Annotated in this window: 13 protein-coding genes, 1 other RNA gene and 1 pseudogene; 4 read left to right on the forward strand and 11 right to left on the reverse strand. The window is 51.1% G+C overall.

Features of this window, described 5'->3' with window-relative positions; all coding sequences use genetic code 11:
• Nucleotides 1–1,197 carry an efflux RND transporter periplasmic adaptor subunit gene (locus tag CWE11_RS04080; RefSeq protein WP_126776342.1) on the forward strand — a complete coding sequence of 399 codons (1,197 nt, stop codon included), beginning with the start codon at nt 1–3 and terminating at the stop codon, nt 1,195–1,197.
• Nucleotides 1,198–1,277: 80 nt separating this feature from the next.
• Nucleotides 1,278–2,153: a DUF1028 domain-containing protein gene (locus tag CWE11_RS04085; protein WP_126776343.1), complete on the forward strand. Its 876-nt coding sequence runs from the start codon at nt 1,278–1,280 to the stop codon at nt 2,151–2,153.
• On the opposite strand, the gene CWE11_RS04090 is transcribed toward CWE11_RS04085, so the two are convergent.
• The 3 genes and pseudogenes from CWE11_RS04090 to CWE11_RS12125 all read right to left on the reverse strand — a co-directional run.
• A complete protein-coding gene (locus CWE11_RS04090) occupies nt 2,130–2,966 on the reverse strand; it encodes a hypothetical protein (RefSeq protein ID WP_126776344.1) in 837 nt (278 codons plus the stop codon). The genes CWE11_RS04085 and CWE11_RS04090 overlap by 24 nt on opposite strands.
• A 116-nt stretch (nt 2,967–3,082) precedes the next feature.
• Nucleotides 3,083–4,006: a M14 family metallopeptidase gene (locus tag CWE11_RS04095; protein ID WP_241971732.1), complete on the reverse strand. Its 924-nt coding sequence runs from the start codon at nt 4,004–4,006 to the stop codon at nt 3,083–3,085.
• 57 nt (nt 4,007–4,063) lie between these two features.
• Nucleotides 4,064–4,465 (reverse strand): annotated as a pseudogene (locus CWE11_RS12125) (DUF2784 domain-containing protein); the annotation flags it as partial.
• 180 nt (nt 4,466–4,645) lie between these two features.
• On the opposite strand from CWE11_RS12125, the gene CWE11_RS04100 reads away from it, so the two are divergent.
• Nucleotides 4,646–6,424, forward strand: a complete 1,779-nt coding sequence (locus CWE11_RS04100) for a diguanylate cyclase (RefSeq protein WP_126776346.1) — start codon at nt 4,646–4,648, stop codon at nt 6,422–6,424.
• Here the strand turns inward: CWE11_RS04100 and CWE11_RS04105 are convergent.
• From CWE11_RS04105 to CWE11_RS12085, 8 genes are all read right to left on the reverse strand, one after another.
• A complete protein-coding gene (locus tag CWE11_RS04105) occupies nt 6,421–7,026 on the reverse strand; it encodes a CDP-alcohol phosphatidyltransferase family protein (RefSeq protein WP_126776347.1) in 606 nt (201 codons plus the stop codon). The two genes, CWE11_RS04100 and CWE11_RS04105, sit on opposite strands and share 4 nt — an antisense overlap.
• A complete protein-coding gene (locus tag CWE11_RS04110; protein WP_126776348.1) occupies nt 7,019–7,651 on the reverse strand; it encodes an ATP-binding cassette domain-containing protein in 633 nt (210 codons plus the stop codon). The genes CWE11_RS04105 and CWE11_RS04110 overlap by 8 nt, the downstream gene beginning before the upstream one ends.
• Before the next feature lie 36 nt (nt 7,652–7,687).
• Entirely contained in the window at nt 7,688–9,346 is a 1,659-nt protein-coding gene (locus CWE11_RS04115; RefSeq protein ID WP_126776349.1) for an ABC transporter permease family protein, read from the reverse strand.
• Nucleotides 9,339–10,496: an ABC transporter substrate-binding protein gene (locus CWE11_RS04120; RefSeq protein WP_157981284.1), complete on the reverse strand. Its 1,158-nt coding sequence runs from the start codon at nt 10,494–10,496 to the stop codon at nt 9,339–9,341. Before CWE11_RS04120 ends, CWE11_RS04115 begins: the two co-directional genes overlap by 8 nt.
• Nucleotides 10,489–12,639: an FAD-dependent oxidoreductase gene (locus tag CWE11_RS04125; protein ID WP_126776351.1), complete on the reverse strand. Its 2,151-nt coding sequence runs from the start codon at nt 12,637–12,639 to the stop codon at nt 10,489–10,491. The genes CWE11_RS04120 and CWE11_RS04125 overlap by 8 nt, the downstream gene beginning before the upstream one ends.
• Before the next feature lie 12 nt (nt 12,640–12,651).
• A complete protein-coding gene (locus tag CWE11_RS04130; protein WP_126776352.1) occupies nt 12,652–14,991 on the reverse strand; it encodes a TonB-dependent receptor in 2,340 nt (779 codons plus the stop codon).
• A gap of 173 nt (nt 14,992–15,164) precedes the next feature.
• Complete coding sequence (locus CWE11_RS12080) at nt 15,165–15,845, reverse strand: M20/M25/M40 family metallo-hydrolase (RefSeq protein WP_198675590.1); 681 nt, start codon at nt 15,843–15,845, stop codon at nt 15,165–15,167.
• A complete protein-coding gene (locus CWE11_RS12085) occupies nt 15,811–16,302 on the reverse strand; it encodes a zinc-binding metallopeptidase family protein (RefSeq protein ID WP_198675591.1) in 492 nt (163 codons plus the stop codon). The genes CWE11_RS12080 and CWE11_RS12085 overlap by 35 nt, the downstream gene beginning before the upstream one ends.
• 182 nt (nt 16,303–16,484) lie before the next feature.
• Between CWE11_RS12085 and ssrA the strand changes: the two genes are divergently transcribed.
• Nucleotides 16,485–16,839: a transfer-messenger RNA gene (ssrA, locus tag CWE11_RS04140) on the forward strand.
• Nucleotides 16,840–16,872: the final 33 nt, after the last annotated feature.

Below are 16,872 nucleotides of genomic sequence, written 5' to 3' on the forward strand. Positions count from 1 at the left end.
ATGATACATTGGAAACATAAAGGAATTTGGCTTGCGGCTTGTGCCGTGCTTATATTTATTTGGGCCATGCGCCCGTCTCCCGAACGAGTGACTACAGCACTCGTGGAGCAAAAGCCCTTTGCCGAATTTATTACCGAGGAGGGACTGACCCATCTTGAAGACACGTTCAATGTGGCAGCACCTATTCAAGGTTTTTTGCGCCGGGTTGAGCTCAATAGTGGAGATCCGGTCGAAGTCGGTGCTCCACTATTTTTCATGGAGCCCATGCCAGCTCCTGCGTTGGATGCGCGAAGCCGTGAACAAGCGCGCGAGTCAGTCAGTGCAGCGGAAGCTCGCCTTGAGGCAGCCCGCGCTGAATACGAAAATCGTCAATCAGAAACCCGTTTTGCCACCAATGAGCTTGCTCGGTTCCGACAGCTTTCGCAGGAAGGCGTCATTTCTGCAACTGAGTTAGAACGAGCAGAAAATAACCTGCAACGCTCCAGATCAGCAGAGCGAGCCATGCTGGCAGCCGTGGGTGCAGCTCAATCTGAGCTCGACAACGCACGGATTGTACTTGCCGTGACCGAGGGCACGCGGGCGGCAAGCGAAGTCCAAGCGCTGCAAATACCAAGCCCAATCGATGGGGTTGTTTTACGCCGTTTTCGTTGCTGTGAAGGGGTTGTGCAAGCTGGAGAGCGCGTTGTCGAGGTGGGGAATCTCGAAGCATTAGAGGTGCGGATTGACCTTCTGTCTCAGGATGCAGTCCGCGTGAGACCGGGAATGCGTGTTGAAATCACCCGCTGGGGTGGCGACGAGACGCTGATCGGAACCATTCGGCGGATTGATCCAGCTGGATTTACACGGGTTTCTGCTTTAGGTATTGAAGAACAGCGAGTGCGAGTTTTTGCATCCTTTGTATCTCCACCAGAAACCCGTCAGGCCCTCGGCGAAGGATTCCGCGTGGAAGCTCGGATCATTCTATGGGAAACAGAACAAGGTTTGGTCATTCCCAGTAGCGCGTTATTTCGTGATGGCGATCGTTGGTCTGTGTTTAAGATTCAGGATGGACGTGCGGTTCAACAGCCGGTTAATGTGATCCGCCGCAGTGGCATTGAGACACTCATCGATGACAATTTGGAACCGGGCAGTTTGGTTGTTACTCACCCTCCCCGCGGACTACGTCCTGGGCAACGGGTGCAAGAGATCTCTCGCTAGTAGAATGCCTGAGTCTATTTGACACTTGCAAACTACAGCAGGGTTGTTAACGTGGGTAAGACACCTGTGAGGAGTTTGACATGATTGCGACCTTTACACTTGCTGCCCGCGACCCGCAAACCCAGAGTTTTGCGGTCGTCACTGCCTCGAATTTTTTAGCGGTGGGCGCATTAGTCCCGTGGATTGACTGTCATGGCGGGATTGTTGTCTCTCAGTCATATGCACATCCCGATGCAGCGGGCGCAGCGCTCGCAAATTTGCGTCACCAGACCCCCCTTGATCGCGTATTGAGCTCGTTTCTGGAGGACGATCCAATCGCATCAAAGCGACAAGTTGGGCTCATGAATACGCAAGGAGAGATTTTACTCTACGATGGTCCTGACTGCACCGCATCGGTTGAGAGCCTGAAAGGTGAGAACTTCTTCGTGTGCGGCAACATGCTGGTGCCCGGAACGGTTGAGGCAGTGGCAAAAGCGTTTACTGAGGCACGTCGAAAAGGTACCGACTTGGGCGATGCAATGCTTCGAGCCATGTTTGCAGGTCAACAGCATGGTGGCGACCATCGAGGTAAACTTGCTGCCGCGTTGCTCATTAAACGCCCTGGAGCAGGATATTTAGAGAGCTCTGATACCTTCGTCGATTTACGTGCCGATGCGTCGTCACATCCACTTGCCTTGCTACGCGATCTCTACAGCTTATTTAAACTGTATAACCCACATCATTTTTCCCATCAAATGATTCCGGAGGCTCAGCTTAGTCCGGCTGACAATGATCTGATTGCGCAAATTCTCACCACATTACAAGGCGTATCAGAATTAACCCTAGATTCACCCGAATCTGTGCACGGGATGCTTGCCCGACACAACCTCGCACAGAACTATGAACCGGACAAACATCGGTTTAGCTCCTTGCTCTTGAGTGAAGGGCATGCGTTACTTCGCTTGCTTCGTGTATAGCCAATTCCGCGCACGCGAACGCCATTGCTTGAAGAAACCTCGGCGCTTTCTTTGGGGTTCAAAGTCCTGCCAATTCTCGACAAAAAACTTACTCTGTGAGCGAACAAACCGCGTGTGCATTGCCGGGAGTGGCTGAGCGGAGATATCCTCCGGAATCCGATATTTTTTGACCTCATTGAAGCGCGCTTGTAATTCAGGCACATGCCCTCGCGCAATGATATACAGCTCACAAAAGTCACCTTGTGCTGGATTCAGAACAATCTCACGTTCAGCGGTGCGGATCCGGACCAACCCCTCACTATCAACCTGAATATGTGGCGAGCTCATCGGTACCCGAAAACGGCTTGGAACATAGTTGTATGGTAGTGGGTAAAATGAATCCGCACGTAATGGGACTGGTATAGTATTCATTGGATAGCGACCACTTGCTTCTACTTCGTAGGCGGTCTCATAGGTTCGTAAGAAACAGTCAAAACGCAAGTTATAGAGGCGCAGTGATGATGCGATATAGAAATGAATATCAAGGAAGGTTTCACCCTCTTCTGCGCTCCACTCGGTTTTACTACGAAACACAATGTTGTCACGACTCAGGACGAAAAATTTGTAGATGATAATTCCGAGAAAAATCGAGGGTGATAACAGTGACAGGGTCGCCAAAAACGCACGAATATTTTGGTACATAAACTGATCAGGCAAACTCCACCGGGGCTCCTTACCGAACAGTTCTGTATAAATATGATAAAAGTATGTGACTGTATTCCTCGCATCCCCGACCACCCAGCCAATCATAAACGCGAGGAGTAACGCTAGCACCGCATTTACCACGACGAAGTCAAAGGTCAAACGCAGAATAGAATGCGATGCTATATATTGCCGGATTTTAAAGTTCTTCCTTGGATGAATCATGCGTGCCTTCGCTATATTGGGTGTTAACGCTGCAAGTAATTGAGCCCACCTACAATCGCAGCTACTTGCGCATCAATGCACTCCTGAGGCGTCGCATTTGCACTGTCGGGATAGACTTCGGTCGTCGATACATAGGGCGCATCGGACAGCCCCATGCACAGTCCCGCTTGTTTTCCAGGGTAGTGGATCACGCCAAATTGCTCCACCGGTACACCGATCAGCTCATTGCGTTCATCCGCCTCCGCGATGTGCGTGACTTTCTTAACCGAGTTTAAAATGGCCTTCTGAAAATCGGGTGTTGGACGTTCCGTATCACCGACTAAATAAAACCCGTCCGGAATATTCCAGTTGGTATTCACTGTGCCATCACGGGCCGCCAAAGCGGGACGGAACTCGGTGTTATCCGTATCTGTCGTCTCGTGAAGATCGATGTGCATTAGCAACTCAGGGGCATGTTTGGCAACATAAGCCATCGCCAGCTGTGCCTCTTGGGCCGGCGCATCCTCGGTGAACGAGCGATTAGGATCAACCGCATCTGGGTTCCAACGGTTAATCGTCTCATAGCCCCAAGGACTAATGCATGGCAGGACCAAAACATTAAAATGCGCTTGATATTGCGCCGCGACCGTCTCTAGGAACGCCAGAGCTCCTAAAACACCGGATGTTTCATACCCATGAACACCGCCTGTGACGAGAATCGTTGGACGCGAGTCTAGCCAATTTTTGGAGCGCACAGCAAAGAGTTCATAGTCGGTTCCAACCTGCTCCGAGTAAGGTAAAACGCCATAGACTTCGACATCATAATGAGCCCGTAAGGCATCAATACGGCTCACCACATCCTGAGTATACGAACGACGTTTACGTTGCTTCCGTAACCACGCTGCCTTCTCGTTATCACCCCAAGGGATTCCCGGGCTACCGATTGGATAACCTTCACTAAACTTCATATAAAGCCTCGATTCATAACGTCGCCGTGCAGCCAACATACGCGGCGGCCAACGCCACCAGGTATAGACTACCGCAAGAAAAAACAAGGCATAGGTTGCCATAAATATCCAAGCAGGCAAATCAAAGTAGATAAAACGCGATACCCAGTAGTCGATAAACGATGAATCGAAGCTTGGCTGACCCGCCGCAAGTCGCAAATCTTGTTCAACGTAGGTCAACGGGCAGTAACGCCCGGAAAATGACTGAATCACGACGACAACAATGATGGCAAAGTGTATCGTGCGAAACCATGAGTTGCGGATCCAATGCCACCGCCGATACCCGCCAACAATTGTAAGTGGCAATGAGAGAACAACAAAAACGACGATTAAGGCGTGAATAATCATCACGATATCGGCTGCAAGGCCCGGGAATGGAACCATTTGTGTCCACGTAGGGATCTCATTAATTTTCGACATTTATCTCGCTCGTCTTCACACTTCAGTCGGAATTGGTCTATTCTGCTTGTAACAGGGGCGCAAAAGCAAAAAATCCAACGGTCATCCGAATTTTTTCAGGTGGACAACAAATGGAATATAACGATACAAGGTTGCCAAGGACACCATGCTGAAAGGTTTTCTTTAAAAGGATTTGAATCGGTGCTTGAGAACAAACGTTGGCACGCCCTTCTTTGGGTGGTTGTTTCAACGATCTTCATTTCGGCGTACGCGACCGCACAAAATAGAATCGGTGGCGACGGCGTTGCTGTGTCTGATCGGTTTGAAGTGTATCCTCTCGACATGCGGGTTAGCATGCTCCGCGATCCAAGTCGTCGTCTCGATTTTGCACAGGTCCGTGAACGTCCCGATGACTTTGTTTTGGTCAATGACCGACGCCAACTCCAACTAAATTACACCGATGAGCATGTCTGGTTGCGCACGGACATACTCAATATGCAACCGCGCCAAGCCACCTGGTATCTGCAGTTTGAGTATCCGCTATTAGCCCATCTGACCGTTTACGTTGAGAAGAACGGCTCCTTAGACGTGATGAATTCGGGGGTTCAAGTCCCACAAAATCAACGTGCAATGCGGGGGCGATTGCACACATTTCCAATTACCATTGATGCCGGTGAAAGTGCGCGGATTTATGTGCAAGCGCGCTCTGACGCGAGCATGACATTATTTAGCGCCCTTCTCTCCGAACGTGCATATGCTGAGCAGAATAATCGACAAAACTTTTGGCTGAGCATTCACTTTGGAATGATCATTGCCTTGAGCCTCTACAACCTCCTGTTATTCTCAGGAGTTCGAGAGAAGGTCTTTTTATTATACTCTGTGTTTGTCATGAGCTTCGGGGTTGGAACCCTCGCCGCAAACGGTCTGGGGACCCTCATCTTGCTTGACTCCGCCACAATCGCAACAGAGCGGGTAGTCTCCATTGCCTTTATGTTATCCGCACTTTTCGGAACGTTATTTGTTCGAACCTTCCTCGATACGCGTCGGTATCAGCGAGGATGGCACTTTTTCCTAACCATATTGGCAGTCGGTGTCTTCCTTGCAATTGGAGGAAGTCTGTTCCTTGAGCTTCGACATGCGCTCATTTTGATGGACTTCGTCGGTTTCTCAACCTGTCTTATTTTGTTTGCCTGTGGGATTCAATTTTATCGCCGGGGCGTTTCTGGTGCGGGACTCTTTGTCCTCGCTTGGTCTATTTTGCTTACCGGTGCGTCCTTGTTTGCACTGCGCAATTTAGGAATTCTACCGTCAAACTTTATCACCTTGTACGGCATCCAGATCGGTTCTGCCATTGAGATGCTGCTACTGTCCTTTGCACTCGTGGCGCGGGTCAATAAATTGAAACGCCAGAAAGAAGAAGCACAAAGTCGTGTGGTTGCCACATTAAAAGCACAAGAGGCCGTGCTTGAATCCAAGGTTGCGCAACGCACGCGCGATCTTGAAATCATGGCCAACAGTGACACCCTTACGGGATTACTGAATCGAAACGGGCTGACCCGACACCTCAAAAGCGCCATTAAACGATGCCAACGGGAAGAGCGCGCGCTTACCCTATTCATGCTCGATCTTGATCAATTTAAACCAATCAACGATCAATACGGGCATGATGCAGGTGACTACGTTCTCCAACGAATCGCACAGCGAATCCAAGAAAGTGCCCGAGGCAATGACGCCGTTGCACGTTTTGGCGGGGATGAGTTTATCGTTGTGACCGAGAACATTCAGACAAAAGAAGATATTGAGGCCGTCAAGCGCCGCCTTAAACGTGTCATCACCCATCCCATCCAAATTCCCGGTGGCGATGAGGTCAGCGTGGGCGTGAGTATTGGTCATTGCATTGCTGAGGCACCGAGCAGCATCAACGAGCTGTTACGCAAAGCCGATGCTGCAATGTATACCGCAAAACACAAGCAAGGTTAACGCAGACTGTGGTAGCCGCCGATCACCCGCGTGAACGTGGTAATAAAGCACAGCGTTGCAAATGCGAGGGCTAACACCGGAAAAAACTGCGGAAAAATACAAAACAACACAAAAATAAAAATAGTTTCAAAGCCCTCGGTAAGACCACTCGCGTAGTAGAGCGACTTATTCGGGTACTTCGGGTTTTTTAGATTACGTTTAGCCGCCAACGCTGCAAAGGCAAGAAAACTCGCGCCCGTACCCATGAAGCTCAGCATTAACACAGCGCCCGCCACTCCGTTTAGGCTCGGATCAAAGAGAATAAATGCGAATGCAAACGCATTATAAAACAAGAAGTCGAGTACGATATCTAGAAACGCGCCTTGGTCGGTAGGTTCGGTCAATCGTGCAAGCTCGCCATCGACTCCGTCGCTCAATCGATTCAGCGCCAAGAAAAATAAAGCCCAGTAAAATGCTCCAAAAGTCACCGCCACACAGGCCAAAAGACCAAGAAAGAAGCCTCCAATCGTGACCTGATCAGCACGAACACCTTTGTTGTGTAAAAACTCCGCAATCGGGTGCGTGACTTTAAATACCAGGGGTTGAAGTCGATTATCAAACATAAATTACCTGCGCATGTTCAGGAATATCTTGAATATCATGAGTTACCAACAACGTCGGAAGCCCTTGACGCGCTAATTGCGCAAAGGTCCAAGCACGGACTTCTTCACGAGTCGCCGTATCCAGAGAAGAAAACGGCTCATCCAGCAACATGACCGCAGGTTGATTGAGTATTGCACGTGCCAAAGCCACTCGAGCCGCTTGCCCACCACTCATTACATCCGGCGCCTGTTCAGAAAGGTGAGCAATGCCAAAAGCATCAAGACACGCCTGAAGCTGCCGAGCTCGCTCAGCAGGCGTCTCTGTTCCCCTTTGGGCACATTGTAAGTTTTCGCGAACGGTTAAGTGAGGAAACAACCATGGTTGTTGCATTCGCAGTCCAATCCGCCGCGCTTGAGTTGGCAAAGCATCTACACGCACCCCACCGACTCGAATCTCTCCTGAACAGTCGAATTCAGGCAGTGAATCACCCACAAGCCAGTGGAGCAAAGAGCTTTTACCACTCCCACTCGGTCCCATCAACACGACAATCTCACCTTGTTGTATGGTGAGCTCTGGTAATTCGATTAGCGGACTCGATTGGCTACGGAGCTGAATGCGAATACCTCTAAGCTCAAGCTGACTCACCGTTCGCCCTCTCTTATGTTGCTATCTATTTGCATCTTAGGCCTCGGCTCTGCCCGTTGCAGGATCTTCAACCCGAAATCGTCGCGCAAGCCACGCTCCGCCGATAAAAACCACCAATGGAAGCACAACTTGGGCAAATGCGTAGAGCGCTGCTAAGGAACGATCAAACCCACTTCCATACGCTGTCGCTTCGACCGTGATCGTGATCACCCGTCCCGCACCGAGAATAACTGTCGGTAAATACAGCAAAACACTCACTGAAAAAGCAACAGTCCAAGCAAGTATAAGCGGCGCAAGTAGCATCCGAAGCTTTATCTTTACCCAAGCCTGCATATCACTATAGCCAAGCACCTTGGCCTGCAACAACCAGATCCGAGAAAACCGTCGATACGTGGCAGCAAGGGTAAGCCAGACATAACTAATCGCAAAAATCAGCTGTGCCCAGAAGACCCACAAAAATGGTGCCGTCAGCGAATGCACACCAACAACTTGCTGCCAAATAAAAACAAGCGCAAGTTGTGGAATGATTAGGGGTAAAAGCATGAGAATATCGGGCAGTTGACGTTGCGTCTTTGCTTCGAGTTCAAGTGCAACCACCACGAAAATGAGCGCCCCTGATGCAACGCCAAGGGCGAGAAAGCCCGTTTGCATAAGTGCGTTGACAACCTCCTCCCACTCCCATTGCCAATGACTCCATGTCCACGCCTGCGGAATCATGGTGTGGACAGGCCAAGATTCAATCACAGACCACAGGATTAAAGTGAAAAAGGCAGCCCCGGTCAGCAGGATACTCAGATACACCCCTGCGGTACCCATGATCCGACCGAATTCTTGATAAAGGTGCACTACTCGGCGCGACACCGGAACACCTTGAGACAGCTGTCTGCTGGCCCAGAGGCAGGCGCATCGTTCGTGCAACCAGACAAATGCAAGGGTGACCAGACCCATGATAAACAACAGGGCGGTCCCCCACAGTGCTCTTTGTTGGCTAAGGTCAGTAAACTCCTGTGACCACCCAAGCACTCGTACCGCGAGTGGCCCAGGCGTGTTTGGCCCCACAACCGACGCCACATCGACCACCGAAACACCATAGATAGCGACCACGCACAAGGGGAGCCGGAGCTTTTTCAAAAGGTAGGGAAAGACGAGGCGCCAAAAATAGTCTATATCACGATAGCCAAAGGTCCGGGCAACGAGGCGCCACTGCTTAAGCGGTGCACTGTGAAGCGCAACGGCTGTCATCAATAAAACGAATGGGAGTTCCTTAAGCCACAACACCACCACGAGGAATGAGAGGGATTTATCCACAAAAAGAGACTGGAAGAATTCCCAACTGCCCGGCAACATTCGGGATGCAAGTCCACCCGGCAATAAAAGCAAACCCATGCCCACCGCAAATGCAACATGGGGCATCGCTAACAAGGGTGCAATCCATGTGGGTAATTGCGAACGACGACTTAGAAACCAAAACGCCGTGTAACCTGCGAGCAAAGGTGGCAGGACGCCAAGTACCAGACTTATGCCCAATGACTGGCGAACCGAAGGTTCACCTATGAATTCCCAAAAATCAGCTGCAAATATGCTTGCGGTAACGGGAATAAGACCGATAACCGCCAGTCCAAGGGGAAGTAAAAATAAGCCGGTCAGCATGAGGATGCCCCCGCTCATGAAAAGGCGGCCAGCGCCTTTACTCATAACGAGCTCGCCATGCAGACTCAAGCGCATCATGCCATGTTACGTGGGGTTCAGGTGCAGGGGGAAACGGCATGCCGACCACGTCCTTCGATTCGGAAAATTTGATCACTGGCGGATCCCCCCAGATCTGCGGGTCAGCTTTTTGTCGTTGTGCGTCCTCTGACAGAAGAAAGTTGAGCACCACCAAGGCCCCTGCTTGATTTACGCTCGCTTTGGGGATAGCCAAGAAATGATGATTGGTTATGGCCGTCGCTCCGAATGAAGTCTGGCGAACGTGATTCGAAACCTGCCCGCGCGCTTGCAACCCTGTTAAAGCTGCGGGGTTAAAATTCGGAGCCATACTGAGTCGCCCATCAAGCATCAATCGTTGTTGCTCTGCGGCACTATTTGGGAACGCTTGCCCCTGTCGCCAAGCGTACGGATGGAGCGTATCGAGATAGGTAAACAATAATTCGAACAATTCTGACCGCGCTTCGTCGGTAATCGGCGCCTGCAGCCTCGGATCGTCCCCACTCAGCGCTAACAGCAGTTGCTTTAAAAACGTCGTCCCATGAAATTCAGGCGGCTTTGGGTAGGTGATGCGGCCCGGATTACGTTGGGCGTACTCAAGAAGCGACCTTGGAGTCACCGCACCATCCTCCTGCAATTCCTCATTTTTTATCCAAAGATGAAACTGGGCCATACCCCAGGGCAATTCATAGTCATCGGTAGGAACACCAAAGTCTTCAGTGAACGGCTGTTCGGGATCAAGAAGCGCGGCATTCGGCACTCGAGCCGAGAGTTCACCGAGGAGTGCACCGACATCTTTGAGTGCATGAAAGTTCTTTCCGTTTACCCAAATCAGATCCACAGCGCTGCGTGCTTGATTGTTGACCATTTCTTGACGAACCAAAGCGACACTTTCGCTGACGTCACCTAGACGTACATGCTGGAGTCGCACGCCATACTGCTGCTGAATTTCCTGAGCCGCCCAGCGCAAGTAGCGATTAGCTTCGGTCGAGCCACCCCAACCGTGAAAATAAACTGTTTGGCCACGGGCTTCCTGAAGCGTTACCTGCCAATCATCGGTGATTAATTCCTCGCCCTGCGAAAGCGCCACGCAAACAAGCCAGAGCGTCACGATGAGTGGCACGCGACCCGCTTTAAACATCCGTTTTCCCTCCGCGGCGCCAGCGATGAAAACGTTCGACGAGCTGCAACAGCTTCTCTGGTTTTCGTGCTTTACGCCATTCACCCGCAACATATTTATTTGCTTCATTCATGGTCGGATAAATATGAATGGTACCCAGAATCTGATTCAGACCAATTTTATGTTTCATCGCCAATACAAATTCAGCAATCAAATCCGAGGCCCGGGGACCGACAATGGTCGCCCCTAAGATCTTATCTTTGCCAGGCACAGTCAGGACTTTTACAAAACCATAATTAGCATGATCGGCAATCGCTCGATCCAAATCTTCTAAATCATAACGTGTGACTTCATAGTCCACTGACTGCTTCTGAGCTGCCGTCTCCGTCAGACCGACCGTAGCAATTTCCGGATCGGTAAAGGTCGCCCACGGTATTACTCGATAATCCACGACAAACCGCTTGAATGGACTGAATAGCGAATTAACTGAGGCGTACCACGCCTGATGCGCCGCCACATGGGTAAATTGATAAGGACCCGCCACATCCCCTGCAGCATAGATCGTTGGAATCTCTGTTTGCATCCAGCCATTCACCATCAGAGGCCGCTCCACATCGATTCCGAGCGCTTCCAAACCAAATCCTCGAAGATTTGCTTTACGTCCGACGGCGACCAGAATCTGATCAAATGAAATGCGTTCTTCGCGTCCATCCAAAGTAACTGAATAGCTCTGCTCGTCCGCATGAAACTCACGCGCCGCGGCACCCAGCGCTAAGGTCACTCCTTCAGCTTCAAGTCGACTCGCGACAAGTTCTGCCACCTCTTGGTCTTCACGCGGAAGAATCCGCTCTTGCGCTTCCAATAAGGTCACCTGACTACCAAGGCGCGCAAACGCCTGTGCCAATTCACAACCGATCGGGCCTGCCCCCATCACCACGAGGCGTTTTGGTAATGTCTTGAGCGACCACAGATTTTCACTGGTTAGGTAAGGAACGTCTTGCAGGCCTGGAATATCCGGTACAAAAGGTGATGCACCGGTTGCCACAATAATAGAACGTGTCGTGAGCGTTTGGGTGCCTTCCGAGGTTTCAATCTCGACTTTCCATGGTGAAATAATTCGTGCGTATCCTTGCACCACGTCGACGCCCAGCCCAGTGTAACGCTCGACCGAGTCATGTGGCTCGATCGTCTGAATCACTTCGTGGACATGCGCCATGGTCGTTGCAAAATCGATTTGCAGATTCGGTTGTCCCGGAATTCCCAGCCCGCCCAGCCGAGCTTGCTGCGCATGTTTCGCTACCTGAATGAGCGCTTTGGAAGGAACACAGCCCGTATTTAAACAATCCCCACCCATTTTGTGCGCTTCGACCAGTGTAACCTTTGCCTTCACCGTCGCCGCGATATACGAAGAGACTAGCCCTGCGGCACCGGCACCAATCACCACCAAATTACGATCAAATTGCTTGGGCTTGCGATACCCTTGAAGTGCCTTACGGCGTTTTATCCAAGCAACCATACCCTTCGCAATCAATGGAAAGAGAGCCAAAAGAGAGAATGAGAGCACTAACCGCAGCGAGAAAATATCACCCATGCGCTCAATCGTGGCCAGCTGTGTTCCTGCATTCACATAAACCGCTGTCCCCGCCAGCATCCCCACTTGACTTACCCAGTAGTAAGTCCAGATTTTAATGCGGGTTAACCCCATCACGAGGTTAATTAAGAAAAATGGAAAGACCGGAAGCAGCCGGAGTGTCAGGAGGTAAAACGCGCCATCTTCTGAAAAGCGTTTATCAAATAACTCCAAACGTTTCGAGAACTTCGATTGCACCCAATCACGGAATAAGAAACGAGCAGCGAGAAACGCAAGCGTTGCACCAATCGTGGACGCAAACGATGCAATCAGTAACCCCCAACCGAAGCCAAAGATAGCCCCCACCGCCAAAGTCATGACCGCAGCACCAGGAATGGAGAGCGCCGTCACTCCCACGTAAATAAGAAACGCAGCAGCGGCTAACAACAAAAAGTTAGCATCCCGCCACGCGGCCAAGCGTGACTGCTGATTTTGCAAGGTTTCAAGATTGAGGTACTGGGGCACATCGAAGGCAAAAACCAGCGCAATCATAAGCCCGAGGACCACCACCAACCCTAATTTTTTATAATTCATTGTATCGCCCTACTAGAATCGGTACGTCGCGCGGATTCGCCAATGACGCGGAAGATTTGGCATAACGAGGTCCGCACCAAAGTAGCCCCCCTCAAAAACCGCCGACCAGTTATCCTCGTTGGTAACGTTCAGAATGTCGAGTCGCAGCTGAAGCTGTGGATTCAGGTCATAACTTGCCATCGCATTCACTTCAAATTGATCGCGTATCCACACCGTTTGCAAGAAATCGAGCGGATAGGCTTCGCTATACCACGCATCCACACCGAAACGGAGCTGGGAATTCCATTGATATCGAGCCGAGGTAGCTGCCGTCCAACGCGGGAGACCTTGGACGCGATTACGTGATGGTGGGAATGCGGTGAAATTTGGCGAGCCGAGCCCTGTGCCCTGAATAATATCGGGACGTGAATCATCAAATACATCGCGGACTTGTCGCGTACCTTGCACCGACGATGAATTATCCCAGCGCGTATCTTGATATGCTAACAGCCCATTCCATTGCCACTGTGAGCCTACAAAAAAGACCTGCATTTCTGTCCCTTGGCTACGAATCCCCGAATTCGAACCATCTAAGTTCCGCAGGCTCCGTGTTTGTTGATACGCCGCGACGTCCGCATACCAACGGGTATCCAATGAGCTCCACTTGAGGCCCACTTCATACAGCTCATTTTCCGTGGCGAAATTCTGGCGGTTGATTCGATTATCAGCACCGAGCACGGTGCCGCCCGCCATACTATTGGAGGTTGATTCCATATAGCTTGCGCTGCCATAGGCGTTTAGCTGTGCAGTCACACGATACACAACACCAAACTCCGCAGCACCTAAAAACCGCTCAATAGAATCCCGAGCCGCCTCGAATCCCTCTGGCGGGATCGGATCCCGTGCGGTGACCCAATAGTGATCCCCGCGAACCCCGGTGCTGATGGTCAGTGCATCAGTCACTTGCCAGTCATGCTGTGCAAACAAGCCCCATTGCCAATTCGAAGAATCCGTCGTGTCGGACAGATTAAAATCGCCCTGCCCATCGCCGGACACATCATACTGCCCACCGGGCGACACAAACAGGCCAGGCCTAAGCTCCACGAACCGCGCCTGTTGCTCGGGCGTCAGTGGAATCCGACGCTGTTCAATGGTGCCGGTCAGATCAATCGGATTATCTGCTTCTGTCGTGAATTGACTGTAACCACGAACACCGGTGTAGCGAAGGCTGGATCCAAATACAATCCGCGCACGTGTCGCATAGTCGTAGTAAAGCTCAAGACGATTTTCCGCAGTGTGCGCTCGGTCAATGATCTCAACAAAACTATTTTGAGCAATATTTTCACGCTGCATGTTTTCATAATAGCTGCGATTGACTAATTGCCAGTCAGGGCCCAGATCACGCTCATACACGCCATGAAAAATATGGGTTCGCGCATCGGATATATTATCGGGGTCCGTCAACACACGATTGCGCGGAATTCGCACTTCACCCGTTGGGCTCACCACAGCAAGTGGTCCGGGCACTTGGGAGCCATTCGGTTGGCGCCCTTGCCCCGTGATGTAGAGGCCCTCATCAATCAGCGCTTGGGTTGGGCGATTCAATCCCGCATTGTCGGTAAATTCGACGTCGTAATATTCCCAGCTGATATTCCATTCAGATACATCATCCGGCCGCCAACGTGCTGTGACGAATAAATTCTGACTATCCCAACCGGTGAAATCATAAAAGCTATTTTCATCACGGATCTCAACACTCGCGCGCAGCGCTAGCACGTCCTCTTCGATCACCCGCGAACCGTCAAACTGCACCCCATAGTGGTCCCAACGCCCGACATGACCACTGAGGGTGCTAAACTCTCGCGTGAAATGCGCCTGCTTTGGCTGGATATTGAGAAAGCCCCCCACCCGTTGTGTCGTTCCAAGCATCACAGGGGGTGTCCCCCGAGCCACATCAATTTGCTCAGCACTATTAAACGATAAAGGGATTCCAAACCCGTTGTTGCCACCTTGACGTCTTAAGCCGTGGGTAAAGACCTCACCAAGCTGTCCACGCAATGTTGGCAAAGATGCTGAACCGAACCCAACTGCTCCATAACTTCCGGGGACAATGCGATTTAACTCATTCACGTCAAGAATCAGTTGATCACCCAAGAGCTCTGCGCTTAAGGGGGTCACCGCCCGCGGAATATCAATCAAGTCCTGGTCAAAACCAAAGGTCCCGCGTAAGCGAGCGCCTTGAACCGTCCGTTTCTCTTCACGGGACTCCCCGACGACCTGAATGACTTCAATGGGTTCTTCATTGTCAGCCAATACAGCCGAGGCGAGTAGCGATAATGGGAATAGCAGGGAACCAATAATCGGGCGTGACATGGGCGTCTCCAACGCACAGGTGAGCAGTAACTCACCAATTAATACAACAGGTTAAGTGTAATCGTTATTTGCTGAAAGAGATCAACCCAAACACTTTTTTTATCGCTTAAAAACCAGAAACCGCATTCTTATTGGAATGCGGTCTCCACGTTGGATTTAGATCGTGAACTCGCTCATTGAGGAACTAAATTAGGTCCTGAGCCGAAATGAACCGGTGAATTCGCTGAAAGCCAGGTGAAAACAAGCCATGCAGCAACATTCTGATCCAGATCCCGCCGATCGACTTGATCGAGGGTATCGTCTTTGGTGTGGTGGAAATCAAAGTAATAGGTTCCATCCTGTGCAAGATCCACGACCGACATCCCAAGCGCACGCATCGGCAACATATCCGGACCGCCGCTTGCGTCACGATTTCCAAGGGTAACCCCCAGCGGCTCAAGCTCAGCCGCAATCTGCTCAATCACCGGCCAAGCCCGCGAATGAACCCGTGCATTGATTTGATACACTCGACCAGCCCCAAAGTCAGACTCAGAGCCGACCTGATGATTTCGCACATTGTCCCCATGCTGTTCCGCATAAGCACGTGCACCGAGAAGGCCAATTTCTTCTGCTGCAAAGAGGATCAAACGAACCGTTCGTTTCGGACGCTCGTCCAGTGCTAACAAGCGCTTTGCCGTCTCTGTCACAATTGCAACACCAACACCGTCATCAAGAACACCGGGAGACAAGTCCCACGAGTCGAGGTGAGCCGAGATAATCACAATTTCTTCTGGCTTCTCAGAGCCTCGAATATCTGCGATCACATTATGCGAGGTGTATTCATCCCCATAACGTGGCTGCAAATCCAAATGCATACGGATGGGCTCGCCCAAATTCATCAGCACTGGCGGCTTGTAAGGCTGCGAGATCATCAAACATCACCACGTCCGCCTCGAGGCCACCCTCTGGCGTGGGCGGTGCATATCCAAGGGTCGTCACGATCAGTGGTTGCGCAAAGTTACCCACAATTCGGGCCTCTTCTTTGCCGCGCTGCCACGTGGGAAACGTCACCGGCTCTAAACGAACCTCATCAAACCCCATTCCCTCCAGCTTCTCTTGTGCCCATGCCACCCCACGAGCATCACCGTCACTGCCTGGCATCCGCGGTCCGACTCGGGTTGTTAAATCTTCCACAATTTCAAACGAACCCGTGCCTTGCATGGCTGCATCTCGCAATTCACGCGCAGTCTGTAAGTCTTCATCTGATAACGAGTTGGCGTTTGCACAGGCCACCAACCCGAGGACTAATGTTGCGCTCATCAGGATCCGCATGATGTCTCTCCATGTCTGTATTCTTGTTGTGCTGTAGCTGTCTCATTGTTACACGCCCTTTTTATTTTTGCACACTGCCTTGAACGTTTCATAATCATCCCCATCTAATGGCTAAGACGTGCGATGGATATTCGTAGCGCCTCAAAGAAGATTTCGATATACTAAGGAAAGTAACAACATCTGGGGCTGATTAGGATTCGACGGGATATATAAAGCTCAAGGTGCATGCCGAGGTGAGGCTGGCCTCGTAAAAAGCCTCAAATATATAGTTGCAAACGACGACAACTACGCTCTAGCGGCATAATAGCCCGCTAGCTATCCACTGGCGCTTTGTCTGAGAGACCAGGTCTGGATAGTCATCTAAGTCAGACTCGCGTGGCGGCTTCGTCCGGAGCCAAGACGTTAAACTTAATCGGACTCGCTGCTGAAAAGCCTGCCCCTCGGCGCTTCAGCAGTTAACTAAAAGAGACGGCTAAGCATGTAGGACCGAGGGTGGCGATATTGCGGACGCGGGTTCAAATCCCGCCAGCTCCACCAAATAAACAAACCCTGCGCCGAAAGGCGTGGGGT

The sequence above is a fragment of the Aliidiomarina sanyensis genome (assembly GCF_003987175.1).
GTDB classification, from domain to species: Bacteria; Pseudomonadota; Gammaproteobacteria; order Enterobacterales; family Alteromonadaceae; genus Aliidiomarina; species Aliidiomarina sanyensis.